Annotated in this window: 17 protein-coding genes and 1 pseudogene; 7 read left to right on the top strand and 11 right to left on the bottom strand. The window is 70.0% G+C overall.

What is annotated here, in order from left to right; translation table 11 throughout:
- Positions 1–5: 5 nt before the first annotated feature.
- Positions 6–698, bottom strand: coding sequence for a bifunctional DNA primase/polymerase (locus OG928_RS10800; protein WP_406282257.1), 693 nt, complete (start codon positions 696–698; stop codon positions 6–8).
- A gap of 298 nt (positions 699–996) precedes the next feature.
- Between OG928_RS10800 and OG928_RS10795 the strand changes: the two genes are divergently transcribed.
- Positions 997–2,493 (top strand): hypothetical protein, encoded by a 1,497-nt coding sequence (locus OG928_RS10795; protein WP_406282255.1) that lies wholly within the window; start codon positions 997–999, stop codon positions 2,491–2,493.
- A gap of 110 nt (positions 2,494–2,603) precedes the next feature.
- Here the strand turns inward: OG928_RS10795 and OG928_RS10790 are convergent, their stop codons facing one another.
- From OG928_RS10790 to OG928_RS10750, 9 genes are all read right to left on the bottom strand, one after another.
- Positions 2,604–4,199 (bottom strand): ABC transporter substrate-binding protein, encoded by a 1,596-nt coding sequence (locus tag OG928_RS10790; protein WP_406282252.1) that lies wholly within the window; start codon positions 4,197–4,199, stop codon positions 2,604–2,606.
- A gap of 316 nt (positions 4,200–4,515) precedes the next feature.
- A complete protein-coding gene (locus OG928_RS10785; RefSeq protein WP_406282249.1) occupies positions 4,516–6,105 on the bottom strand; it encodes an ABC transporter substrate-binding protein in 1,590 nt (529 codons plus the stop codon).
- 147 nt (positions 6,106–6,252) lie between these two features.
- Positions 6,253–7,692: an ABC transporter substrate-binding protein gene (locus OG928_RS10780; RefSeq protein WP_406282246.1), complete on the bottom strand. Its 1,440-nt coding sequence runs from the start codon at positions 7,690–7,692 to the stop codon at positions 6,253–6,255.
- A gap of 383 nt (positions 7,693–8,075) precedes the next feature.
- Positions 8,076–9,695, bottom strand: a complete 1,620-nt coding sequence (locus OG928_RS10775) for an ABC transporter substrate-binding protein (RefSeq protein ID WP_406282243.1) — start codon at positions 9,693–9,695, stop codon at positions 8,076–8,078.
- A gap of 331 nt (positions 9,696–10,026) precedes the next feature.
- Complete coding sequence (locus tag OG928_RS10770; RefSeq protein WP_406282240.1) at positions 10,027–11,628, bottom strand: ABC transporter substrate-binding protein; 1,602 nt, start codon at positions 11,626–11,628, stop codon at positions 10,027–10,029.
- Positions 11,629–11,846: 218 nt separating this feature from the next.
- Complete coding sequence (locus OG928_RS10765; RefSeq protein WP_406282237.1) at positions 11,847–13,037, bottom strand: oligopeptide/dipeptide ABC transporter ATP-binding protein; 1,191 nt, start codon at positions 13,035–13,037, stop codon at positions 11,847–11,849.
- Positions 13,034–14,119, bottom strand: coding sequence for an ABC transporter ATP-binding protein (locus OG928_RS10760; protein WP_406282234.1), 1,086 nt, complete (start codon positions 14,117–14,119; stop codon positions 13,034–13,036). Before OG928_RS10760 ends, OG928_RS10765 begins: the two co-directional genes overlap by 4 nt.
- 127 nt (positions 14,120–14,246) lie before the next feature.
- Complete coding sequence (locus tag OG928_RS10755; protein WP_406282231.1) at positions 14,247–15,173, bottom strand: ABC transporter permease; 927 nt, start codon at positions 15,171–15,173, stop codon at positions 14,247–14,249.
- Positions 15,170–16,120, bottom strand: a complete 951-nt coding sequence (locus OG928_RS10750; protein ID WP_406282228.1) for an ABC transporter permease — start codon at positions 16,118–16,120, stop codon at positions 15,170–15,172. Before OG928_RS10750 ends, OG928_RS10755 begins: the two co-directional genes overlap by 4 nt.
- A gap of 560 nt (positions 16,121–16,680) precedes the next feature.
- Between OG928_RS10750 and OG928_RS10745 the strand changes: the two genes are divergently transcribed.
- The 6 genes and pseudogenes from OG928_RS10745 to OG928_RS10720 all read left to right on the top strand — a co-directional run bounded on the left by OG928_RS10745 (position 16,681) and on the right by OG928_RS10720 (position 24,856).
- Positions 16,681–17,994, top strand: a complete 1,314-nt coding sequence (locus OG928_RS10745) for an ammonium transporter (RefSeq protein WP_406282225.1) — start codon at positions 16,681–16,683, stop codon at positions 17,992–17,994.
- On the top strand, positions 17,991–18,329 hold the full coding sequence (locus OG928_RS10740; RefSeq protein WP_406282222.1) for a P-II family nitrogen regulator: 339 nt from the start codon (positions 17,991–17,993) through the stop codon (positions 18,327–18,329). Before OG928_RS10745 ends, OG928_RS10740 begins: the two co-directional genes overlap by 4 nt.
- Before the next feature lie 220 nt (positions 18,330–18,549).
- Positions 18,550–20,876 (top strand): annotated as a pseudogene (locus tag OG928_RS10735) ([protein-PII] uridylyltransferase).
- A gap of 92 nt (positions 20,877–20,968) precedes the next feature.
- The gene (ffh, locus tag OG928_RS10730; RefSeq protein WP_406282219.1) at positions 20,969–22,534 is read left to right on the top strand and encodes a signal recognition particle protein; all 1,566 of its coding nucleotides are present in this window, start codon (positions 20,969–20,971) and stop codon (positions 22,532–22,534) included.
- A gap of 16 nt (positions 22,535–22,550) precedes the next feature.
- Complete coding sequence (locus OG928_RS10725; protein ID WP_406282216.1) at positions 22,551–23,111, top strand: GNAT family N-acetyltransferase; 561 nt, start codon at positions 22,551–22,553, stop codon at positions 23,109–23,111.
- Between the two features lie 26 nt (positions 23,112–23,137).
- Entirely contained in the window at positions 23,138–24,856 is a 1,719-nt protein-coding gene (locus OG928_RS10720; protein ID WP_406282213.1) for an alkyl sulfatase dimerization domain-containing protein, read from the top strand.
- Positions 24,857–24,988: 132 nt separating this feature from the next.
- Here OG928_RS10720 and OG928_RS10715 read toward each other — a convergent pair whose 3' ends face one another.
- Positions 24,989–25,444 (bottom strand): MarR family transcriptional regulator, encoded by a 456-nt coding sequence (locus tag OG928_RS10715; RefSeq protein ID WP_406282210.1) that lies wholly within the window; start codon positions 25,442–25,444, stop codon positions 24,989–24,991.
- Positions 25,445–25,688: the final 244 nt, after the last annotated feature.

Below are 25,688 nucleotides of genomic sequence, written 5' to 3'. Positions count from 1 at the left end.
GACGCTCAGGAGGCCAGCCACAGCCCCCGGCCGGTCGACGACGCGTCCTTGCGGTGGCACGCGTACGCGAGCGTGCCGAGCAGCAGCCGGGCCTCGGGCAGCGTGGTCGCGCCCTCCTCGGGCGGGCGGATCCACTCGACCGGGCCGAGCATGCCCATCGGCGACGGCGGCGCGAACACGTAGTCGCCCTCGCCGTGGCAGCGCAGGTCCAGCTCGGCGTCGTCCCAACCCATCTGGTAGAGCAGGTGCGGCAACTCGGCGGCGGCACCGGGGGCCACCAGGAACGCGACACGCCCGGTCGGAGTGGCGAGTACGGGACCCAGCGGGGTGCCCATCCGCTCCAGTCGCACCAGTGCCCGGGTGCCGGCGTGGCGGGGCACGCTGATCGCGTCGAAGACCCGGCCGGTGGGGACCACGACGGTGCTGTCCGGCCACTGCGACCACAGGTAGCGCACGGCGGCCGGCGAGGCGGTGGCCCGCTCCGACCAGCGCGGGTCGGCCGGGTGCATGCCCGGCGCGGCACAGGTCGTCCGTCCGCATGAACAGTGGGTGCCGCGGCCGTCGCGCACCAGGTGCGCGCCCTGGGCCACCGGCCAGCCGCGCTCCTCCGCGAACTCGGCCACCGCCAGCCACAATGCGGCCCGAGTGCGGCGGCGCGATCCGAGCATGATGTCCATGTCCTCCCCAACGGCACTCATTACTTTTGGTTACGCTGTAACCGCAGCAGGTCATTTCCGCGACCGCGGCAGGTCGGCTTCGCCTCCGTACTGTCGAGCGGCACGGACGCCTGCCTGCGGCGTTGTTCGACCATCAGTCAAACGCGGACTCCCCCGTAGCGCGTCCCGGGCGCGTGGGGTGGCGAAGCCTGGCGTTTTCTGCATCGACCGACGCCTGCGCGCGAGTCGGAATACGTTCGGCGAACGGGCCTGCGCGTACGGTTCCCATCGGGGCCCGACGCCTGACCGGCCGGACCGCTGAGGGCATGGGGGCGATGCGGTGGCGACGACGCGAGCGCGGGACGGCGATTCCGCGGACGGGCAGGAGCCGGACGGTGGCAGGCAGGCCAACGACCGGCTCGCCGTGTGGTTCGCCCGCAGCGGTTGGTCGAAGGGCGAGCTGGCCCGGCAGGTGAACCACCACGCGCGGGCGATGTCGGCCCCGCACGTCAGCACCGATACCTCCCGGGTGCGCCGCTGGCTCGACGGCGAGCAGCCGCGCGAGCCGATACCGCAGATCCTGGCCGAGCTGTTCACCCGGCGCTTCGGCCGCGTCGTCAGCATCGACGAACTGGGCCTGCGCGAGCCGGACGAGCCGCACGGCGACTTCGGCGTGGACCTGCCGTGGACGTTCGAGACGGTGGTCGAGATCCTCGGCGAGTACACGCGGGGCGATCTGCTGCTCGGCTGTCAGCAGTTCGTCGGCCCCGCGCTGCGGCTGGCCGCCGGGCGCGACCTGGTCCAGCCGCTCCAGCGCTGGTCCGCGCCGCTGCCCGCGTCGCCCGCGCCGCCGCCGATCGCGCCGCGGGCGGCCGTGCGGGCCGTGCGGGCGGCCCGGCTGCCGGCCTCCGCGCCGGAGCGGCTGCGGGACTCCGTACGGCTGTTCCGGCGCTGGGACATGCAGGGCGGCGGAGGGCTGCGGCGCAAGGCGGTGATCGGACAACTCAACGGCCTCACCGACCTGTTGCGCGACGAGCACCCCGCCGGCGTGCGGGTTCGGCTGCTCGGGCTGACCGCCGAGCTCGCGCTGCTCGCCGGGTGGATGTCCTACGACACGGGGCTGCAACCGGGGGCGCAGAAGTACATGGTGCTCGCGCTGCACGCGGCGAAGGAGTGCGACGACGCGCCGTTCGGAGCCAATGTGCTCGGCGTGATGGCTCGTCAGATGATCCACTACGAGCTGCCCGAGGACGCTCTGGAGCTGATCCATCTCGCCCAGTACGGCAGCCGGGACGCGGGGGGCGCCGCGCTCCAGGCGATGCTGTACACGCTGGAGGGGCGCGCGTACGCCGCGCTGGGCAATCCGGATCGATGTCGGCGTGCGCTCGGGCTGGCCGAACAGGCGCTGGCCGACTCGCGGCCGGAGTTCGAGCCGGACTGGATCCGCTACTTCACCCGAGCCGAGCTGCTCTGCGAGAGCGGGCACGCGTATCGCGACCTCGCCTATACCGGCGCGGCGTTCGTGGGGCCGGCCAAGGAGCGGTTGGGCGAGGCGGTGCGGTTGCTGTGCGGGACCGGGGAGTTCGTGCGGAGCCTGGCGCTGGCTCGGGTGGGGTTGGCCACCGTGCATCTGATCGAGCGGGACGCGGTGGGGGCGGTCGTGCAGGCGGGTGCGGCGCTCGACATCGCGTCTCGGGTTCGGTCGGAGCGGTTGATCGTGCGGTTGCGCCGTACGGTCGCGGCGCTGTCTGCCGGGTTTCCGGCGGATTCGGCGGTGCGGGCGCTGGCGGCGAGGGTTGCTCTTGAGCTTCCGGAGGCGCCGTTTCCGACGGCGTGACGGGTGGCCTCAAGCGCCGGCCGGGCTATTTGGCCTCAAGCGCCGGCCGGGCTGAAAGGTGGCCTCAAGCGCCGGCCGGGCTGGGGGCCCGGCCGGCGTTTGAGGGTGGGCTACTTCAGGCCTATGCGGTCCATGAAGAAGACGCCGGTGTTGTATTGCACGACGCCGGTGATCTTCTTGTTGAACAGGACGCCGATCGAGGACTCCGCGTACGTCCACACCGGCAGGTCCGCGACCAGGGCCTTCTGGAGTTGGGAGTAGGCCGCCTTGCGGGCCGTGGGGTCGGTGGAGTTGCGGCCGGCCAGGAGGGCGGCGTCCGCCTCGGGGTTGTTCCAGCCGATGAAGTTCAGCGGGCTCTTGGAGAACCAGTTGTTGAACATCAGCGGCTCGGGGTCGGCCAGCCACTGCTGGAACAGCATCGCCTGGAAGTCCTTGCGGATCGCGTACTTCTCGATGTATGCGCCGATCTCCAGCGGTTCGAGCTTCATCGAGACGTTCTTGTACTCGGCCAGCCGGCTCTGCATGTACTCCGCGACCTTGACCGAGGACGGGTTCTGCGGGAGCAGGTAGGTGAACTCGACCTTCTTGCCCTCGCGCTCCAGGTCGTCGAAGAGCTGCTTGGCCTTGGCCTTGTCCGGCGCGGCCTGCACGTTCGCCGGGTCGAAGAACGGCGACTTCTGGGAGAAGAAGTTCTTCGCGGGCACGTAGCCGTTGGACAGCGTCGCGGGGATGCCGGCCGGGTCGAGGGCGAGGGTGATCGCCTGCCGGGCGCGCGGGTCGTTGAACGGCGGCCGGGTCATGTTGAACTGGATCATCTGGCCGCCCTCGACCGAGCGCTGGACGACGCCGATCTCCTTCTGCGCCTGGGCGATGGTGGCGTTGTCGGAGCTCAGGAACACGTCGGCGCCACCGCTGTTGACGGTGTTGTACTGCTGCTTGACGTCCGGCACGTTCTTGATGGTCAGCTTGTCCAGCTTGGGCAGGCCCTTGTCCTTCTGCCAGTAGTTCTCGTTCTTGACGTAGACCTGCTGGCTGCCGCGCGTCCAGCTCTCCAGCTTGAACGGACCGGCGCCGACCGGCTTGTTGCGGTACTCGTCCGGACCCTTGGCCAGCGTGGCGGGTGAGGCGATGTAGGTGAGGTCGATCGCGACCGCACGGTCCAGGTTGGCGTTCGGCATGCCCAGCGGGGTGATGTCGAGCGTCGTCTCGTCCACGACCTTGGAGGTCAGTCCGGCCGCGATCGCGCGGTGCTGGGACTGGGTCTCCGCCTTGGCGTGCATGTCCCAGTTGACCTTGACGGCCTCGGCGTTCAGCGGCGTGCCGTCGGAGAACTTCACCCCGGGGCGGAGCTTGAGCTGCCAGGTCTTGCCGTTGTCCGCGGTCTTGAGGCTCTCGCCCATGTGCGGCTTGACCGAGTTGTCGGCCGCGTCGATGTAGAACAGCGGGTCGTACAGCGCCGCCAGGCGCGGCTCGTCCGCGACCGCGACGGACGCGGCCTTGAACGGGTCGAGTGCGGCCGAGTCCTGGACGGCCAGCATGGTCATGCTGCCGCCGGCCTTGGCCTCGCCCTGGACGGTGGACTGATTGCCTCCGGAGGATCCGGAGTCGTCATCATCCGAGCCGCCGCACGCGGTGGCCGTGATGCCGAGTACCACCATCATCGAGACGAGAGCCGTGCGACGTGCGGTCGTGAGTCGTGCAGACAACGTTCTTGCCACCTCCGCCGGGAACAACACAAGGGGTGCCGGGAGCTTCGAGCAGTGGAGCGGGAAAGCGCTGAATCGGTACTGCGGGGGTACTGCGTGCGGCACACCGTAAGGCCGGTCGCCGCAACTTGCACGACCTGGAAGCCGATCTGTTACATCGTTACAGACAGTCGTTGAATCGTGTCCGGAGGCCCGCGTATCCCGGGGCCGCGGATCGGGCCGGGAAGGTCCGTTCGCGGATCGCGAACGGGCCCTCCCGGCACCGAATGTGACGGAGTGTCGGATCAGCCGGGGATGACCCGCCCCGACACTCGCGCTACTTCAGGCCGACCCGGTCCATCAGCATGCCGCCGTCCTGGACACCCACGACACCGACGGCCCGCGGGCCGGAGATGATGTTGGTGACCGCCTCCTGGTAGGCGAGCATCGGCAGGTCCTTGACGAGTTCCTTCTGCAGGTCGCCGTAGGCGGCCTTGCGCGCGGCCTCGTCGGTGGTCGAGCGGCCCTTGATCAGCGCCGCGTCGGCCGCCTCGCTCTTGTACCCGGTGAAGTTCAGCGGGGTCTTGGAGAACAGGCTGTTGAACAGGATCGGTTCCGGGTCGCTGGACCAGATCTGGTACAGCGCCGCGGTGAAGTTCTTCTGCACGGTCAGCCGCAGGTAGTAGCTCGCGACCTCGGCCTTGTCGAGCTTGACCTCGACGTTCTTGAACGCGTTGAGCGCGGTCATGGTGTATTCGGACGTCTGGTTCGAGGTCGGGTTCTCCGGAACCAGGTAGCTGAACTTGACCGGCTTGCCCTCGGCCGCGAGTTCGTCGAAGAGCTTCTGCGCCTCGGCCTTGTTCGGGCTCGGCTGCACGGCGGACGGGTCGGTGAAGTTCTTGCCGCCGTGGAAGATGCTCTTGGCCGGGATCGCCGTGCCCGCGAACATCTTCTGGTTCAGGTCGGCCGGGTCCAGCGCGAGCGCGACCGCGCGCCGCGCGCGCGGGTCGTCGAACGGCGCGACGGCCGTGTTGAACACGATCATCTGGCCGCCGTCGAGGGTGAACGGCGTGACACCCAGGCCCGCGTCCTGCGCGGCCTTGGTCTTCTGCGCGTCGATCGTGAAGGTGATGTCGGCGCCGCCGGCCTTGATCGTGTCGACCTGCTGCTTGACGTCGTTCACGACCTTGATCGTGAGCGTGTCCAGGAACGGCTTGTCCGGGCCCTGCCAGTAGTTCGGGTTCTTCTCGAACACCATCTGGCTGTCGCGGGTCCAGTTCTTCAGGACGAACGGGCCCGCGCCGACCGGGTTCTGGCCCTTCGGGTCGATCCCGTACTGCTTGGGCGACTCGATGTACGACAGCTCGGAGGCCACCGTACGGTCGAAGTTCGCGTTCTGCATCGGCAGGGTGACCTTGAGCGTGGTCGGGTCGACGACCTCCAGGCCCAGGCCGGTCGCGGCCGGTCGGTGCTGGCTGAGCACCTCCGGCTTGGCGTGCATCTCCCAGTTGAACTTGATCGCGGCGGCGTCCAGTGGAGTGCCGTCGCTGAACTTGACGTTCGGCTTGACCTTGAGCGTCCAGACCTTGCCGCCGTCGTCGCTCTTGAGGCTCTCGCCTATCTGCGGAACGACCTTGTTCTGCGTGTTGTCCACGTAGAACAGCGCGTCGTAGACCGCGAGCATGCGGTTGAGGTCGGTGACCGCCGCGTACGAGGCGTTGAACGGCGTCATGCTGCGGGCGTCGGACACCGTCAGGAGCGTCAGGTTGCCGCCCTTCTTGGCGCCCGCGGTCGCGTTCGGGTCGGCCTTGCCGCCGGCGTCGTCGTCCCCGCCGCCACACGCGGCGAGGGTCAGGGCCAGCGCGGCGGCGGCGGCGGCGATCGCGGCCGTCCGCTTCCGTGCGTTGTTGCCGTGGTGCTTGCTCATGTGACTCCTCCGTTGTCACAAGGCACACCGGTCCCCGTTCGGACCAGGTGTGGTGGTGCGGTGGTGCACGGCCGAGTGGCGTTCCGCGCGCCCGTACGGCGACGCGCCGCGGCCACCCGGCCGGGTCTGTGGGGGATCAGCCGCTCATCAGCGCCGCCCGATCGCGTCGAAGTGGATGAGCCCGTCGTTGAACAACTGGATCCCGATCAGGTCGGGGCCGTGGACGGCGGCGATGATCGCCTCCGCGTAGACCCAGTACGGCAGATCGCGATTGACCTGGTTCTGCAGCCGGGTGTACGCGTCGCGCCGCTGGTTGGCGTCGGTGAACCGGCGCCCGTCCTCGAGCGCGGCGTCCACCACGTCGTTCGCGTAGCCGGTGATGTTGCTCAGGCCGGCCTTGCCGTTCAGGAACTGATAGATCGTCGGTTCCACGTCGTCGGCCCACAGTTGGCACACGGTCGCGTCGAAGTCGCTGCCCGCGAGCCGGGTCACGAGCGAGGCCATGTCGGTGACCTCGATGATCACGGACACCGCGGGGTAGGTTTCGAGCGTCTGCCGGATGTATTCGGCGGTGTCCCGCATCTTCGCGTTGTCCGGCACCAGATAGCGGAAGACGAACGTCTTCTTCCCGTTGTTCGTCAGCTTCGCGAACAACTGCCTCGCTTCCTCGGGACGGTTCTCGGGCGCCGAGAGGTTGACGTTCGCCAGGGGTGAGGTGGGTTCGAAGATGCCGCGGGCCGGGTTGCCGCGGCCGCCGTAGAAGCGGTTGTTGATCTCCGTGCTGCTGAGCGCGAGCACGACCGCGCGGCGCGCCGACGGGTCCTGGAACGGCGGCTTGCGCAGATTGAAGGCGACCATCAGACCGCCGTTGAGCCGGCTGTCCTCGGCGACCAGGCCGTCCGCGCGGGCCTGCGCCAGGTTCTGCGGATCGGTGGTCAGCGTCAGGTCGGCCCGCTTGGCCGAGATCGACTTGTTGGCGTCCCGGACCTCCTTGTTCACCCGGAAGACCACCTCGTCGAGGTAGGGCCGTTTCGGCTGCCAGTACCGGGGGTTGCGCTCCAGGCGGATCTCCTTGCCCGGCTCCCAGCTCTTGAGCTTGAACGGCCCCGCGCCGACCGGCGCGTGCTTGAGCTCGAAGCGGCCCTCGGCGGTCGAGACCAGCCGCTTGGGCGCGATGAACGACAGGTTGCGGGCCACGGTGTGGTCGAAGTTGGCGTTGGAGGAGGCGAGTTCGATCCGCAGCTTGAGCGGGGCGATCTCGGTCAGGACGACGCCGCGCAGCGGGCCGCCGACGAGCGAGCGCACCTCGGGGTTGCGATGCGCCTCCCAGTTCGCCTTGACGGTCGCGGCGTCGAGCGGACTGTCGTCCGTGAAGCGCAGGTCGGGGCGCAGGGTCAGGGTCCAGACCCGGGCGCTCTGATCGGACACGAGCGACTCGGCCAGTTTCGGGCGGACCCCGCCCGTGGTCGGGTCGGTCCACACGAGGACGTCGTACAGGGCGGACAACCGGTTCGAGTCGGCGACGCTGGAGTAGGACGCCGTGAACGGGTCGAGCCCGCGTTCCTCGCCGGGCATCAGGACGGTCACCGAGCCGCCGTGCGAGGGCTCGGTCGAGGAACCCTCCGAGTCGGACGAGCCCAGGCCACAGCCGGCCGTCGCCAAAACCGTGGACGCCGCGAGGGCCAGGGCGACGGAGAGGCGTCGACGCAGGCGTGATCGTGGTCGTAAACGTGTCTTCGTGTGGGGTACCACTGCCGGCTTACCTACCTATCACTTGAGGTTCGAACGTGCGTCGTGCGTCGGTGCAGTCGTGCAGTCGTTCCGGGAAGTGCGGTAGCGCTTTGGTGCGGTGGTGCGCGGAGTTCACGCGCGGGTACGGGAAGCGACCGCGCGTTCGGCGCGGATCGGGTACGTCGGGGTGGAACCCCGCCCGGGGTCGGGGGATCCCGGGCGGGGCGGTGGATCCGCTGTCAGGTGGTGCCGATCCGGTCCCACAGGACGATGCCGTCGTTGATGAGCTGGATTCCGGTGATCCGCGGGCTGTAGACCGCGGCGGTGACCGCCTCCTGGTAGACCCAGTAGGGCATGTCCCGGTTCACCTGGAGCTGGACACGTGTGTACGCGTCACGTCGCTTGGCGGGGTCGGTGGTGCGCCGCGCCTCGTCCAGCGCCTCGTCCACGTCGGGGTTCTTGTAGTTGCTGTTGTTCGACGGGCTCTTGCTGTAGAGCAGATCGTAGATACCGGGCTCCGGGTCGTCGATCCACTGCTGGCCCAGTGCCGCCGACCACTCGGTGCCGCCGCCGCCGCGGACGGTCTTGACGTAGGTCGCGATGTCGACGACCTTGACCTCCATCTCGACGCCGGGATACTCCGAGAGGACCTGCTTCATGTACTGCACGACCCGGATCGAGGCCGGGGCCTGCGGGACGTAGTAGTTGAACTTGATCGGCTTGGTGCCGTTCGCGGTGACGTCGTCGAACAGCTGCTTGGCGCGGGCCTTGTCGTTCTCCGAGGCCGCGAGCTGGATGTTCGCGATGGGGGAGGAGGCCGCGAAGATGCCCTTCGCGGGGGTGCCCTTGCCCTCGAAGAACTTCTGGTTGATCTCCGCGCCGCTGAACGCGAACACGAAGGCCCGGCGGGCCCGAATGTCCTTGAACGGGGCGGCGGCCGTGTTGAACACGACCATCTGGCCGCCGTTCAGGCTGAGCCGTTGCACGCCCAGCTTGTCGTCCTCGGCACGGGAGACGGCGAGCGGGTCCACCGCGACGGTGAGGTCGCTCTTGCCCTCGTCGACCGCGGCGACCGAGTGGTTGACGTCGGTGTCGACCGTGATGGTCAGGTTGTCCAGGTGCGGCAGGTTCTTGCTCGCCTGCCAGTAGTCGGGGTTGCGGGCGAAGGTCTGCTTGACCCCGCGCTCCCACCGGACCAGCTTGTACGGGCCCGCGCCGACCGGCTTGTCGGCGATCCCGCCCGGGTTCGCCTTGAGCGCGCTGGGCGACGCGATGAAGGTCAGCGTGCGGGCCACCAAGTGGTCGAAGTTCGCGTTCTCGCTGAACAGTTTGATGTCGAGGGTGAGCGGGTCGGTGACGGTGACCGAGGCGATCTTGCTCGCCGCGCCCATCTGGAACGAGCGGACCTCCGGGTTCTTGTGGCGGTCCCAGTTGAACTTGACCGCCTCGGCGTCGAACGGGGTGCCGTCGCTGAACTTGACGTTGGGCCGGACCTTGAGTTGCCACGTGTCGGCTTTGGTGCCGTTGATGGCCAGCGATTCGGCGATCTGGGGGCGCACGCTGCCGGTCGTGGGGTCGGACCACACCAGCGAGTCGTAGAGCGCCGACATCCGACTGCCGTCGGCGACGTTCACATACGACGTGGAGAAGGGGTCCAGGCTGGTGGAGTCGCCCGGGAGGCTCATCGTGAGCGAGCCGCCCTGCTTGGGCGTGCCCTGGGCCGAGGGTTTGCTCTCGTCGTCGTCCCCGCAGCCGGCGAGGACGGAGGCCAGCGCGGTCGTCGCGACCAGCACGGCTATTCGGCGCCGGGATCGGCGGTGGTGCGCGGTTCGAAGGGACAACAGGGAGGTACGAGTCACTGCAGGGCCAACCTTCACCTGACGGACCGCCCGGCGTCTGTGGCCGGGCGGCGGACGTGCTTGGTGCCGGGTGCGTCGGCCGACTCGGGGGGAGAGGGCGACGGCGCCCCGGGTGGAGCATGGTGGTGCGTCCGTACGGGCTGTGCTGTCGTGCGGTGGTGCGTGGTACTCGACTGTCTGCGACCCGGGAGACGAGACACGTGAAGGCCGGGAATCACGAATGTGACTCCCGGCCTCCACGAACCGACTGGTAAGGGTGCCGTCCCTTTCTACTGCCTTCCGGCGATCTGGTCCATCAAGATCGGGTCACCGTTGTGCTTCTGATGACTTGTCAGCCCTTCTTGCCGATCCGGTCGAACAGGAAGATTCCGTCGTTGGACAGCTGCACTCCGGTCACACCGGACGCGAACACGCCCGCGACCACGGCCTCCTGGTAGACCCACAGCGGCATGTCCCGGTTCAGCTGGAGCTGGAGCTGGGTGTAGGCCGCGCGGCGCTTGGACGGGTCGGTGGTGTTGCGGCCGTCGTCGAGCGCCTTGTCCACGTCGTCGTCGCTGTAGAAGCAGCAGTTGCTCGGGCTGCCCTTGTGCAGGTACTGGTAGACCGCCGGCTCGGGGTCGTCCGCGAGCAGCTGGCTGACCTTGACGTCGAACGCCTCGGCGAGGTTGGAGCGCTTGACGAATTCGGCCAGGTCGGCCGTCTCGACGTCGACCCCGATTCCGGGGTACTTCTCCAGCGTTTCCTTCATGTAGCGGCCGAGTTCGTCGATCGCGCCGCTCTTGGGCGCGATGAACTTGATCCGCATCGGCTTCGAGCCGCTCGCGGTCACCTTGTCGAACAGCTCCGCCGCCTGCTGCGGCTTGTTCTCGGGGGCCGAGAGCTGCGGGTTGGCCAGCGCGTTGTTCTGGTTGAACAGGCCGCGGGCGGGCGTGCCCGCGCCGCCGAACACGCGCTTGTTGATCTCCTCGCCACTGAGCGCGTACACGATCGCGCGGCGCACGTCCGGGTTGGCCGTGGGACCGGCGGAGGTGTCGAAGCTCAGCAGCTGACCGCCCGACAGCGAGAGCGCCTCGATGCCGATGCCCGCCGCGCGCGCGGCCTTGAGGGTGAACGCGTCGCTCACGTTGGCGAGGTCGACCTTGCCCTTCTCGACCTTCTTGACCGCCGCGCTGCCGCTGGTCTCGAAGCGGAACGTGAGGCTGTTCAGGAACGGCTTGTCCCGGCCCTGCCAGTAGTTCGGGTTCTTCACGAGGGTCATGTGGTCGCCCTTGACCCACCCGCCCTCGGGCAGCATGAACGGTCCCGCGCCGACCGGGTGGTCGGCCAGCTGGTCGATGCCCTTCGCGATCGCCGTGGGCGACGCGATGAAGGACAGGCTGCGCGCGACCAGGCGGTCGAAGTTGCCGTTCGGCTTGTCGAGGGTGATCCGCAGCTCCAGCGCGTCGGCGCCGATCTGGGTCCTGATGCCCACGGTCGCGTCGCGCTGGCGGGACTTGGTCGTGGGGACCGCGTGCGTGTCCCAGTTGATCTTGACCGCCGCGGCGTCCATGACCGTGCCGTCGGTGAACCGCACGCCGGGGCGCACCCGCAGGACCCAGACCCTGTTGTTGCTGCCCTCCACGGGGGCCAGGCTCTCGGCCAGCTGCGGCTGTACGGAGCCCGTGGTGGGGTTCGTCCACACCAGGCTGTCGTACAGCGCCGACATCCGGTTTCCGTCCGCCTGCGCGGCGTACGCGGGCAGGAAGGGGTCGAGGCTGCGGGCGTCGGCGGTGGTCAGGATCTCCAGGGAGCCGCCGGCGATCGGGGTTCCCGCCGCGCTGGGGGTCTCACTGGACTCGGAGCCACAGCCGGCCGCGGCCAGCAGACCGAGCGTCGCGACGACGGCGGCGGTGCGGCGGCGAGCCCGAAGGGCGAAAGGTCGTGCGTGTGCCACAGGAAACGTCCTCAAGCATGGAGCAGGCCGGCCGTAGCCGGATGCCGCGCGGTAAGCGCGTCAGCGCGGTGAGGCTATATGGCGACACGTGTCGCATCCTCGACGGGATGCCCGAAACGTGCCCCTGCCCGGCAAGTCGGACACGCTCGTGTACACACAGCGACGCGGTACCGCCGGTGGCACGTGCCACCGGCGGTACCGCGTCCACCGAGGCCCGGTCAGTCCGCCTGCGAGGCGGCCGGTTCGGTGTCGGAGTCGGTGTCGGACTCGGGGCCGGGCTTGGTGTTCGACTCGCCGTCCGGCTCGATGGCGGGTTCCGTGGCGGGTTCGGCGTCGGGTTCGGGGGTCGCCTCGACCGCGAGGGTGATTTGTTCGAATACGGCCGCTTCGCCCACCAAGGGGAAGTGGCACGCGACACGGTGGCCCGGCTGCACCTCGCGCAGTTGCGGTACGTGCCGCGCGCACTCGTCCCGCGCGATCGGGCAGCGGGTCCGGAACCGACAGCCGCTCGGCGGGTTCATCGGCGAGGGGATCTCGCCCTTGAGCGAGGGACCGGCCGGCGCCGCGGTCGGGTCGGGTGCCGGTACCGCGTCGAGCAGGGCTCGCGTGTACGGGTGCGCGGGCGAGTCGTAGATCGCCGCGACGTCACCGGTCTCGGCGATCGTGCCCAGGTACATCACCGCGACGTCGTCGCTGATGTTGCGCACCACCGCGAGGTCGTGCGCGACGAAGATCATCGAGACGCCGGTACGGGTCTTCATCTCGTCGAGCAGGTCGAGCACCTGCGCCTGCACCGACACGTCCAGTGACGCGACCGGCTCGTCACAGATCAGCAGGTCGGGGTCGACCACCATCGCGCGGGCGATCGCGATCCGCTGGCACTGTCCGCCGGAGAACTGGTGCGGCCGTCGGTCGGAGACCAACTCCGGATCCAGGCCCACCTGGCGCAGCACCGCCTCGACGCGCGGGCGGATCTCCTCGGCCGACACTCCCGCGATCACGAGACCCTCGGCGACGATGTCGAAGATCTTCCGGCGCGGGTTGAGCGCCGAGATGGGGTCCTGGAACACCATCTGGATCCGTCGACGCATCGTGCGCAGACCGGACTTGGGCAGACTGGTCAGCTCCTGCCCGTCGAACCGGACCGAGCCCTCGGACGGCTTGGTCAGCTGCAGGATCGCCCGCGCCAGCGTGGACTTGCCGCACCCGGACTCGCCGACCAGACCGAGCGTGCGGCCGCGGCCGAGCTCGAAACTCACGCCCGCGACGGCGTTCATCATGCCGCCGGGCACCCGGAACCGCTGGACCAGGTCGGTGACCGTCAGCAGCGGTTCCGCGGTGGTCTCGGCCTCGGGGACCGGCTTCTTGTCGAGGGCGAGCGCGCCCGGCGTGGTGCCGTCGGCCGTCATGCGGAGGTCTCCTTCATCAAGGACGGCTTCTCGGGCGCGTCCTCGTCGGCGACGACGGGGTCCTCGCCGACCGGTCGATCCCGGCCCACCGGGTGGTGGCACGCGAACCGGTGCGTGCCGAGTTCGTCGCCCAGTTCCGGCCGTTCCTCGCGGCACAGGTCGTCCGCCGCGGTGCAGCGGGCGGCGAACGCGCAGCCGGACTTGAGCGTGACCAGGTCGGGCGGCACGCCCGGGATCGCCCGCGGGCGCTGGTCGCGCGGCACGTCCAGGCGCGGCACGGCGCCGAGCAGGGCCTCGGTGTAGCGGTGCTTGCGCTGCGCGAACAGGTCGGCGGTGGGCGAGTGTTCGACCATCCGGCCGGCGTACATGACGGCGATCTGGTCGGTCCGACCGGCGACCACGCCGAGGTCGTGGCTGACCAGGATCATGCCCATGCCGCGCTCGGCCTGGATCTCCTGGAGCAGGTCGAGGATCTGCCGCTGCACGGTCACGTCCAGGGCGGTGGTCGCCTCGTCCGCGATCAGTACGTCGGGGTCGCACGCGAGCGCCATCGCGATCGTCACGCGCTGGCGCATGCCGCCGGAGAGCTGGTGCGGGTACTGCCGGGCGCGCTTGACCGGTTCGGGGATGCCGACCAGCTTGAGCAGTTCGATCGCGCGCTCGCCGGCCTCCTTCTTGCCCAGGCCCAGGTGCAGCTTCATCGACTCGGTGAGCTGGCGGTCGATCCGCAGCACCGGGTTGAGCGAGGTCATCGGGTCCTGGAAGACCATCGCGATCCGGTTGCCCCAGATCTTGCGGGCCTCCTTGCGCGGTACGCCGACCAGTTCGACTCCGTCGAGCCGCACGCTGCCGTGGATGTTCGCGATCGAGGGGCAGATGCCCATGAGCGAGCGCACCAGCATCGACTTGCCCGAGCCGGACTCGCCGACCAGGCCGAGCGTTTCGCCGCGTTCGATGCTGAAGGACACCCCGTCCACCGCTTTGAGCAGGCCGCGCGGGGTGTCGAGGTGGACCCGCAAGTCGGTGGCCCGCAGCAGCGGTTCCTCCGGCGTGGGCGAGCCGGTCGTCTTCGGCTCCGCCATGGTCACCACGCCACCTTTGCGCCGCGCGGCTGTTGGATCCCGTCCATGAGGGTCCCGTCTGTGTGAGGGGGTCGAGAACGGGTCCGGCGGCGGCTTCCGGGGTGGAGAGCCGTCGCCGGACCCGGCGCTACAGCTTGGTGTCGCGGACGTCGAACTTGGCCCGCAGCCGGTCGCCGATGACGTTGAGCGAGAAGACCGTCAGGAACAGCACGCCACATGGCACGAACACCTGTGCCGGATACAGCGCGAGGTCGTCCCGGGCGGCGTTGATCATGCCGCCCCAGCTCGGCATCGGCGGCGGAATGCTCAGGCCGAGGAAGGACAGCGAGCCCTCCGCCACGATCAGCACGGCCATTACGATCACCGAGTACGACATCACCGCGGGGAACGTGTTGGGCAGCAGTTCCTTGAAGATGATCCGGCCCGGTCCGGCACCCATCGCCTTGGCCACCGTGACGTACTCCCGGTTGGACTGCGCGATCGCGCTCGCCTTGGTCAGCCGGGTGAAGCCGGGGATGGTCAGCACGGCGAGGCCGGCGGTGATGCTCGTCTGCGACGGCTCGTACACCGAGGACAGCGCGAGCAGCAGGATCAGCGGCGGGAACGCGAGCAGCGCGTCGGAGAACAGGTCGATGACCATCTCGACCGCGCCGCGGAAGTACGCCGCGACGAGCCCGAGCAGGCCGCCGATCACCACGCCGACCACGACCGACACCAGCGCGACGATCATCGACACGCGCGCGCCGAAGGCGAGTCGGGTCAGGTGGCTGCGGCCGAGGCCGTCGGTGCCCAGGAACTCGGGCCAGGCGGCGAACGGCTTCTGCTTGGCCTCGCCGAACGCCTGCCCGTACTCGTGCGGGAAGACGCCCGGTGCGATCAGGCTCAGCAGCGCGCCGAGCAGCACGATGCCCATCCACCCGATCGCGAACCACAGCAGGATGCTCGGCCGCTTGCGGGCCTTGCCGCTCTTGACCCGCTTGGCCTCGGAGGGCCGCAGGCCGGTCGGTTCGGCGGCGCCGAGCGCCGGCTCCGCCGCGGATTCGAGTGTGCTCATCGGGCCCTCACTCTCGGGTCGATGAGTGAGTAGCCGATGTCCACGAGCGTGTTGAGCAGCACGTAGATGATCGCGATCACCACGACCGTGCCCTGTACGACGGGGATGTCCTTGCCGTTGATCGCCTGGTACATGCCCTGTCCCAGCCCCGGGATGGAGAAGTAGGACTCGACGATGACCGTGCCTCCGATCAACCGGCCGAGGGTCAGGCCGGAGACGGTCAGCAGCGAGAACGACGACGGTCTGAGCGCGTGTCGGAACAGTACGTACTGTGTCGACAGGCCCTTGGACCGGGCGGTCAGGATGAAGTCCTCCTGCAGCGTGGCGAGCATGTCGCTGCGTAGGAGGCGTTGGAACTGGGGTATCTCCGCGAGCGCCAACGCGAGCGCGGGCAGGAACGCGAACTCGATGTTCTTGGCGAAGTCGACGGAGATGTACTCCCACCCCGTCGGCTTGAACGCGGCGATCATCTCCCGGTTCGCGAAGAAGTACACGAGGAGGAACACGCTCACGAAGGTGGGGATCGACAGCAGGGCCGACGACACGCCTCCCACCGCCCGGTCGACGCGGCTTCCCGCCTTGGCGGCCGTCCACACACCCAGCGGCACGGCCACGATCAGGGCCATGAGCAGGGCGAAGACGGCGAGCTCCAGAGTCACCGGGAAGCGCTCGGTGATGCCGTCCATGACGGGTGTCCGGGTCTTCAGGGATTCCCCGAGGTCGCCGGTGAGCGCGTCGCCCACCCATGTCACGTATCGGACGGGCAGCGACTTGTCGTACCCGAACTCGTGCTCCAGGTCCTTGAGGTCCTGCGGCGTGGAACCGGGGCCGAGCATCTGCGCGACCGGTGAGCCGTCCACCATGTCGGGCAGGGCCGTGGTCGCGAACGTGACCAGGAACAGCACCGGGATCAGGGCCAGCAACTTGCGACCGAGCAGGCGCAACACGACGGTGTCACCCCCTCTCGCTGGTCTGGTCGGTTGACGTGGTGTGCGTGCTTGGGCTTCGGACGCCGTGCGGAGGCCGGATCACCTGTGGTGACACGTGCCTTGACGGGTCGTCAGTTAAGCGCGGTGATTAATTACGGCAGTGGGGGCGATCAATGTCAATGGATAGACCTCAACCGTTAGCGGGCCGCGAAACCTTCCGGATCAACCGGAACGTTGTGCTCCGGCGGCACGTGCCGACCTGCGTGAATAAGGTGCGGAGGCCAACTAACTGACGGTGCGTCAGATGTCGGGGACGGGGCGTGCGTGAGGGTGTCGGAGGCGGGGCGGAGGGAGGCCGGGCGAGGCGGCGGCGGTCCGTGACGGTTCGGTGACGGGCGGCCGGCGACGGGATCAAGCCGGCTTCGGGCGTGAGCGGACGTTCACGTGGCGGAAACACATGTGCGGCAAGCGTCACGTCGGCGAAACACGCTGCGCCACGGCGTGAAACCTCACGGCTCGAAGCTCCTTTCCATGAGCTCCCGGAGGTCGGCCGGGGCCACGGAGAAGAGAGGCAGAGTATGGACACGGGTAATACCGCATTCGTACTCCTGAGCGCCGCACTGGTCATGCTCATGACGCCCGGGCTGGCGTTCTTCTACGGCGGCATGGTCCGCGTGAAGAGCGTCCTCAACATGCTGATGATGAGCTTCATCTGCCTGGCTGTCGTGACGGTGCTGTGGGTGCTCTACGGGTTTTCGATGGCGTTCAGCACCGACGCCTTCGGCGGTCTGGTGGGGAACTTCGATTGGTACGGCATGCGCGACATCGGGGTCGCGGAGTTGTGGGACGGCTACACGATCCCGGTGACGGTGTTCGCGGCCTTCCAGCTGATGTTCGCGATCATCACCCCGGCGCTGATCAGCGGTGCCGTCGCGGACCGCACCAAGTTCACCGCGTGGGCCGTGTTCGTCGCCTTCTGGGTCACCCTCGTCTACTTCCCCATCGCGCACTGGGTGTGGGCTGCGGACGGCTGGCTGTTCAAGAAGGGCGTGATCGACTTCGCCGGCGGCACGGCGGTGCACATCAACGCCGGTATCGCGGCGCTGGCCCTGGTCCTGGTGATCGGCAAGCGGGTCGGCTTCAAGCGTGACCCGATGCGCCCGCACAACCTGCCGCTCGTGATGATCGGCGCCGGTCTCCTGTGGTTCGGCTGGTTCGGCTTCAACGCCGGCTCCTGGCTCGCCGCGGACGGTGTCACCGGTCGCGCGCTGATCAACACGCAGATCGCCACCGCCGCGGCCATGCTCGGCTGGCTGATCCTGGAGAAGATCCGCGACGGGCACCTGACCACGCTCGGCGCGGCCTCCGGCGCGGTCGCCGGTCTGGTCGCGATCACCCCGGCGTGCGGCGCGCTCAGCCCGCTCGGTTCGATCGCGCTGGGTCTGGTCGCCGGTGTGGTCTGCGCCTGGGCGGTCGGCCTGAAGTACAAGTTCGGCTACGACGACTCGCTCGACGTCGTCGGCGTCCACCTGGTCGGCGGCATCATCGGTTCGCTCGCCCCGGGCCTCCTGGCCACCGGGCACATCCAGAGCGACGCCGAGGGCTTGTTCTACGGTGGGGGCTTCGACCAGCTGGGCAAGCAGCTGATCGGCGTCGGTGCCGTCCTCGCGTACTCCTTCGTCGTCACGTTCATCCTGGGCACGGTCATTCACAAGACCATCGGCTTCCGGGTCTCCGAGGACGACGAGGTGGCCGGCATCGACCAGGTCGAGCACGCCGAGACCGGGTACGACTTCGCCACACTCGGCGGTTCCACCCGAGCGTCGGCGGGCATCGGCACCTCTACGGGCGCGGGTGCCACGGCACCCGCCGACACGAAGGTGGATGCGTGAAGCTCATCACGGCGGTGATCAAGCCGCACCGGCTCGACGACGTCAAGAACGCCCTCCAGGCGTTCGGTGTCCACGGCCTCACCGTGACCGAGGCGAGCGGCTACGGCCGGCAGCGCGGCCACACCGAGGTCTACCGGGGCGCCGAATACCAGGTCGACCTCGTGCCGAAGGTCCGCATCGAGGTCGTGGCCGAGGACGAGGACGCGGAGGAACTGCTCGACGTCCTGGTCAAGGCCGCCCGCACCGGCAAGATCGGGGACGGCAAGGCCTGGATCGTCCCGGTGGACAGCGTGGTCAGGGTGCGCACGGGCGAGCGCGGCCCGGAAGCCCTGTAGGACCCCCGATGGCCGGTCCCGCCCCGAAGCGAGTCTTCGGGGACGGGTCCGGCCATCGGCCTTTTCCCGCGGCTTTGCGGCCTGTGGCTTTGCGACCCGCGGAGCCGAGGCCCGCAGACCCGGGGTCCGCGGCCCCGGCGCCCCGCCGGCCGGTTCGGGGTCGGTCCGCATTCGATTCGACAGCTCGTCCCGCGCGTGTGAACGAGGGAGCAGCCCCATCATGGAACCGACCGCCACCTCGCGGTACACCCGAGCCAGGGACGATCTCCTGGCCGATCCCGCCGGACCCACCGGCGTGGCCCGCCGGCAGGCGCTGGGCGCGCTGTCGGACCGCTGGCTCACCGAGCTGTTCACCGACGCGGGCGCGCCCCCGGAGGGGGTCTCGCTCGTCGCCGTCGGTGGGTACGGCCGCCGCGAGCTGTCCCCCGGCAGCGACCTGGACGTGGTCCTGCTGCACGAGAACCACGGCGGCGTCGCCGAACTCGCCGACGCGATCTGGTACCCCGTGTGGGACGCGGGCGTGGCGCTCGACCACTCCGTGCGCACCCCCGACGAGGCCCGCCGGGCCGCCGCCGACGACCTGCGGGTGCAGACCGGGCTGCTCGACATCCGACACGTCGCGGGCGACGCCGACCTGACCGCCGCGCTGCGTACGTCGATGTTCACCGCGTGGCGCGCCTCGGCCGTCAAGCGGCTGCCCGAGCTGCTCGCGGCCTGCCACGAGCGCGCCGAGCGGCACGGCGAGGTCGCCTTCCTGCTCGAACCCGACCTCAAGGAGGCCCGCGGCGGCCTGCGCGACGCCACCGCGCTGCGCGCCGTCTCGGCGTCCTGGATCGCCGACGCGCCGCACGAGGAGGTCGACACCGCGCGCGCCGCGCTGCTCGACGTCCGCGACGCGCTGCACCTGGTGACCGGGCGCGGCGCCGACCGGCTGCTGCTCCAGGAGCAGGACGCGGTCGCGCAGCGGCTCGGGCTGCTGGACGCGGACACGCTGCTGCGCCGGGTCTCGGAGGCCGCGCGGGCGCTGGCCTACGCGTCGGACGTGACCTGGCGCGAGGTCTCGCGCGTGCTCGCGGCCCGCGAGGCGGGGTCGGGGTACGCCGGCTGCGCCGGGTCCGGGCCGGGGTGTCCCAGCGCACGCCGCTCGCCGAGGGTGTGGTCGAGTACGCCGGCGAGGCGGTGCTCGCCCAGGTCGCGCAGCCGGCCCGGGACCCCGTCCTGCTGCTGCGCGCCGCCGCTGCCGCCGCGCAGGCCGGGCTGCCGCTGTCCCGACACACCGTGGACCGGCTCGCGATCGAGTGCCCGCCGCTGGCCGACCCCTGGCCGGCGGCCGCGCGCGAGGCGTTCGTATCGCTGATCGGCGCGGGCCGCGACGTGCTGCCGGTGTGGGAGGCGCTGGAGTCCAAGCGGCTGATCACCCGGCTGCTGCCGGACTGGGAGCGGGTGCGCTGTCGTCCGCAGCGCAACGCCGTGCACCGCTTCACGGTCGACCGGCACCTGATCGAGGCGGCGGTGGAGGCCGCCGCGCACACCCGCCGGGTCGCCCGCCCCGACCTGCTCCTGGTCGCGGCCCTGCTGCACGACATCGGCAAGGGCTGGCCGGGCGACCACAGCGTGAGCGGTGAGGTGATCGCGCGCGAGGCGGCCCTGCGGATGGGCTTCGCCAAGGACGACGTGGACGTGCTCGGCACGCTCGTGCGCCATCACCTGCTCCTGGTGGACACCGCGACCCGGCGCGACCTGGACGACCCGACCACCGTGGCGGCGTTCGCCGAGGCGGTGGGCAGCGTGGAAACCCTCGAACTCCTCCACGCGCTCACCGAGGCCGACGCCGCCGCGACCGGACCCGCCGCGTGGAGCGACTGGCGGGACGCCCTGGTCCGGGACCTCGTCGCCCGGACCAGGGCGGTGTTCGCGGGCCGGCCGGCACCGGCGCAGGCGGAGCGGATCGTCACCGCCGACGTCACCGGCGACCTCCCGGTGGTCCGCCTGGAACCGCTGCCCTTCGGCGCCGAGGTGACCATCGCGGCCCCCGACCGGGTGGGCCTGATGGCCCTGTCCGCGGGCGTCCTGGCGCTGCACCGGCTCACCGTGCGCTCGGCCGCGATCGACGTCGTGGACGACCTCGGCGTCACGGTGTGGACGGTCGAGACCGAGTTCGGCCGGCTCCCCGACCCCGCCGCGCTGCGCGAGGACGTGCGCAAGGCGCTGGCCGGCGGCCTGGACGTCGCCGCCCGGCTGGCCCGGCGCGAGGCCGCGTACACGCCGCGGCGGGGCACGCCCAGGGCCCCCGCACGGGTGGACGTGGTCCCGGACGCGTCCGAGACCGCGACCGTCCTGGAAGTGCGCGCGCACGACAGCCCCGGCCTGCTGCACCGGATCGGAAAGGCACTGGCCGACGCCCGGGTGAGTGTCCGCCAGGCCCGGGTCAGCACGCACGGCGCCGACGCCGTGGACGCGTTCTACGTGGTCGCCCCGAACGGGAAACCGCTGGCCCCGGCCGAGGCCCGGAGCCTGGCCAGGACGCTGGAGAAGGCGCTCGCGTGAGATCTCCGGACGCGTGCCCCCGCCACGTCCCCTCGACGGGCGGTTAGGCTGGGCCCGACACCACTCGTATCTGACGAAGGACCTCTGCCGACGTGTTCGACACTCTCTCCGACCGCCTCGCAGCGACCTTCAAGAACCTTCGCGGCAAGGGGCGGCTCTCCGAAGCCGACATCGACGCCACCGCGCGCGAGATTCGCGTCGCCCTCCTCGAGGCCGACGTGGCGTTGCCGGTGGTCCGCGAGTTCATCGGACGCGTCAAGGAGCGCGCCCGCGGCTCCGAGGTGTCGGGTGCGCTCAACCCGGCCCAGCAGATCGTCAAGATCGTCAACGAGGAGCTCGTCGGGATCCTCGGCGGCGAGACCCGTCGACTGCGCTTCGCCAAGACCGGCCCCACCGTGATCATGCTCGCCGGCCTCCAGGGCGCGGGCAAGACCACCCTCGCGGGCAAGCTCGGCAAGTGGCTCAAGGAGCAGAAGCACTCGCCGCTCCTGGTCGCGTGCGACCTCCAGCGCCCGAACGCGGTCAACCAGCTCTCCGTGGTCGGTGAGCGCGCCGGCGTCGCGGTGTTCGCGCCGGAGCCCGGCAACGGCGTCGGGGACCCCGTCGCGGTCGCGCGCGACTCGATCGCGTACGCCAAGACCAAGCAGTACGACGTGGTCGTCGTCGACACCGCCGGTCGACTCGGTATCGACGCCGAGATGATGCAGCAGGCCGCGGACATCCGGGACGCGGTGCGACCGGACGAGATCCTGTTCGTCGTCGACGCGATGATCGGCCAGGACGCGGTCGTCACCGCGCAGGCCTTCCTCGACGGCGTCGGCTTCGACGGCGTGGTGCTCTCCAAGCTCGACGGCGACGCGCGTGGTGGCGCGGCCCTGTCGGTCGCCTCGGTGACCGGCAAGCAGATCATGTTCGCCTCCAGCGGCGAGAAGCTCGACGAGTTCGACGCGTTCCACCCGGACCGGATGGCCTCGCGGATCCTGGGCATGGGCGACATGCTCAGCCTGATCGAGATGGCCGAGTCCAAGTACGACCAGGACCTCGCGCTCAAGGCCGCCGAGAAGCTGCACGGCGGCGGCAACAACTTCACGCTGGAGGACTTCCTCCAGCAGATGGAGCAGGTCAAGAAGCTCGGCTCGATCTCGAAGCTGCTCGGCATGCTGCCCGGCATGGGCGCCATGAAGGAGCAGATCGACAACATCGACGACCGCGACCTCGACCGGGTCGCGGCGATCATCAAGTCGATGACGCCCGCCGAGCGGGCCGACGTCAAGATCCTCAACGGCTCGCGCCGGGCGCGGATCGCCAAGGGCGCCGGCACCGAGGTCAACGCGGTCAACAACCTGATCGAGCGGTTCGTCGAGGCCCGCAAGATGATGGGCCAGATGGCCAAGGGCGGCGGCATGCCGGGGATGCCCGGGATGCCGGGCATGGGCGGCGCCGGCAAGAAGAAGGGCAAGGCCCCCAAGCAGGCCAAGGGCAAGCGTCAGTCGGGCAACCCGATGAAGCGCAAGCAGGAGGCGGCGGCGGAGGCGGCCAGGCGCGAGGAGCGCGCCGCGAACCCGTTCGGTCTGCCGGCCGGCGGCGGCGCGGGCGGCGCGGCCGACTTCGAACTGCCGGACGAGTTCAAGAACTTCCTGCCTCCGGGCCAGAAGTGACCGTGGGGAATCGGGGATGACGGGCGTAGTGGACCGCTACACGTTGCCCGGATTCCGGGTGGGCATCCGCCCGCCGATCGCGGCGGACGCCCCGGCGTCCGCCGCGGCGATCCGCCGCTCCGAGCACATCGCGGCGTGGAACCCGTCCGACCCGGACGACCTGCCGAACCTGATCCGGTTGCAGAGCGACGTGTTCCGCACGTTCCTGGTGGTCGACTCGGCCGACGACGCGCTCGCCGGCCGGATCAACGTCGCCAACATCACCCGCGCCCGGTTCTGCAACGCGACGCTGGGCTACGACGCCTACACGCCGTACGCGGGCACCGGCCGGACGACCGAGGGGCTCGCCCTCGTGATCGACCGGGTGTTCGCGGCCGACGGCCTCGGGCTGCACCGCCTGGAGATCAACGTCCAGCCCGCCAATGTCGCGTCGATCGCGCTCGCGCGGCGGATGGGCTTCCGGCACGAGGGGTTCACGCCGCGGATGTTGTTCATCAACGGTGCCTGGCGCGACCACGAGCGCTTCGCGCTCACCGCCGAGGAGTGGCCGGGAGCTGGGAGGATTCTTCCCTCGTAGCCCCGGACGTGGCAGGCTGCCCGGCCATGACGTACGAGGTCGTGCCTGCCGTTCACCCCGAACTCGCCGCCCACACAGCGCACTTCGACAAGCGCGTGTACACGGTGGCCGATCATGTCCATGTGGCCGTGGGCTGGTCCTCGGCCAACGCGACGGTGATCGAGGGACCCGGCGGCCTGGTGGTGGTCGACACCGGCAGCGGCGCCGACCTGGCCGCGGTGATCGAGGCGGAACTGCGCCCGCACCTGAGCAATCCCGAAGCCCCGGTCCGGGCCGTGGTGGTGACGCACCATCACCCCGACCACGTGAACGGGCTGAGCCACTGGGTCGCGACCCCGGACGTGGACGTGTACGCGCACCAAACCTTCCTGGCCAGTCTGACCGACCAGTCCGGGCCCGCGCTGCACATCATGGGCCTGCGCTCGGTGTACTCGCTGGGCAACCTGCTCGGGCCGTCCGACACCGAGGGCGTCAACGACGCGGTCGGTCCGCACGCGGGGGTCGGAACGCCCTCGTTCGTGATGCCGACCGTGCTGGTGGGGGAGTCCCTGGAGACCGAGGTCGCGGGCGTCCGGTTGCGGCTGTTCCACAACCCGGGCGAGACCGACGACGCGATCAGCGTGTACCTCCCGGACAGTGACGTACTGCTGTGCGGGGACACGATCCAGGGCCCGACGCTGCCGAACATCCATACCCTGCGCGGCTGTCGCTACCGTGACCCGATGCAGTGGGTGCGCAGCATCGACGCGCTGCGGGCGCATCGGGCCGGGCATCTGATCCCCAGTCACGGTCAGCCGGTGTCGGGGGCGGCGAAGGTCGCCGAGGTGCTGGAGGTCGAGCGGGACTGCATCCAGTACATCCACGACCAGACCGTGCGCCGGATGAACGAGGGCCAGACGCCGGACGAGTTGGCCGAGTCGATCGAACTGCCCGAGCACTTGGCCTCGTACGCGCCCTACGCGCGGGAGTACTACGGCACGGTCAAGCACACCGTGCGGCAGATCTTCTTCGGCTACCTGGGCTGGTTCGGCGGCGACCCGGTCGACCTGGACCCGCTGCCGCGGCCCGAATACGCGCGCCGGACGGTCGCTTTGATGGGCGGCCGCGAGCGGGTGCTCGGCGCCGCGACGGAGGCGTACGCGGCCGGCGAGTACCAGTGGGCCGCGGAGTTGGCCACGCACCTCACCCGGATCGACCGTGACGACGTGGACGCGCGGTCCGTCAAGGCCGCGTCGTTTCGGCAACTCGGTTACGCGCAGCTCAACATCAACTGGCGCAACTGGTACCTGACCAGCGCGGACGAGTTGGAGGACCGGATCCAGCGGATCCTGCCGCTGATCAACTTCGCGGCGGTCTTCGCGCCCAGGGGCCTGGTCGCCCGGATCCCGGCGGCCTGGCTGATCGAGTTGTACACGACGCGGCTGCGCGCGGAGGAGGCGCTGGAGGTCGACGCCGTGCTCGGTTGGCGGGTGCTCGGCGGCGTGCACGGCGAGGAGGAGATCGCGCTGCACATCCACCGGGGGGTCGCGCGCTTCCTGCGCGAGATCCCGTCGGACGCGACGGTGGTCGTCGAACTCCCGCGCGAGACGGTCGAATCGTTGCACCTGGGCCGCACCGACCTGCGCGGGGCGTTCGCGGGCGAGGACGCCAAGGCGGTCCGCGGCACGGCGGAGGAGGCGGCGCGCCTGCTCGACCTGTTCGAGCCGCTGCAGCCGAAGAAGCCGACGGAACTGACGCTGCGGTGAGCGGGAGCCGATAACGGGCGCGGTGGTCGATCGTTGATCAGGCATGACTACTTCTCGACGTTTCCTCGCGCCTTGGTGACGAGTTTCTCGCGATGACCTCGCCGGCCGGCGCGTCGGCGAGCCCGTCGGGGGTCACGGCAGGTCGCTGTCGGCGCCGAGGTTGTCGATGATCCGGCGCAGGACGTTCAGGGCGGCCGCGTACTCGGCGGGGCTGACGCCGACGTGCATCTGCTCGTGGCCGGCCGCCATCCGGGCGCGGGCGCGTTGTCGGCCGGCCTCGCCGGCGTCGGTCAGGGTCAGGGTGTCGGCGTGCTCGACGAGCCAACCGCGCTCGATCAGGTCGGCGAAGACGGCGTCGAACTCCACGCCGGGGTCGGCGAATCGGTCGAGCCGCGCGGCCAGGGTGGTCCGGGTCCACGTGCCCGGGGCGCCCGCGACGTGATTGAGCGTCCACCAGTGCGGCTGCCCGAGCCGCTCGACACCCAGATCGGCGCGGATGCGTCCCAGCACGGCGCGGCTCGCGGCGGTGCTCCAGTAGCCGACGGGCTGGGCGGCGAGTTCTTCGACAGTGTGTTCGCGGATGGTCACGGCGGCTCTCCCGGGAAGTGGATCGGCTGATGGGAAAACCCTAGAAGTTAAAGTCGACTTGAGGTCAAGGCTCGATCTTCGACCGGGAACACGGACGGCCCGACCCCCGTGGCGGGGCGGCCGTGCGAGGGGCGGAGGTCAGGGGGTGACGATCGCGAAGTCGGGGTCGGACGTGTCCGGCGACGAAACCCCGGTCCGCGTCCGCGAAGTCCGTGGTGTTCTCGAAGGGGAGAGAAGTCATGGG

Origin of the sequence: Embleya sp. NBC_00896, assembly GCF_045207785.1 — a bacterium.
GTDB lineage: Bacteria > Actinomycetota > Actinomycetes > Streptomycetales > Streptomycetaceae > Embleya.
This window is presented reverse-complemented; position numbering and strand designations above follow the sequence as displayed.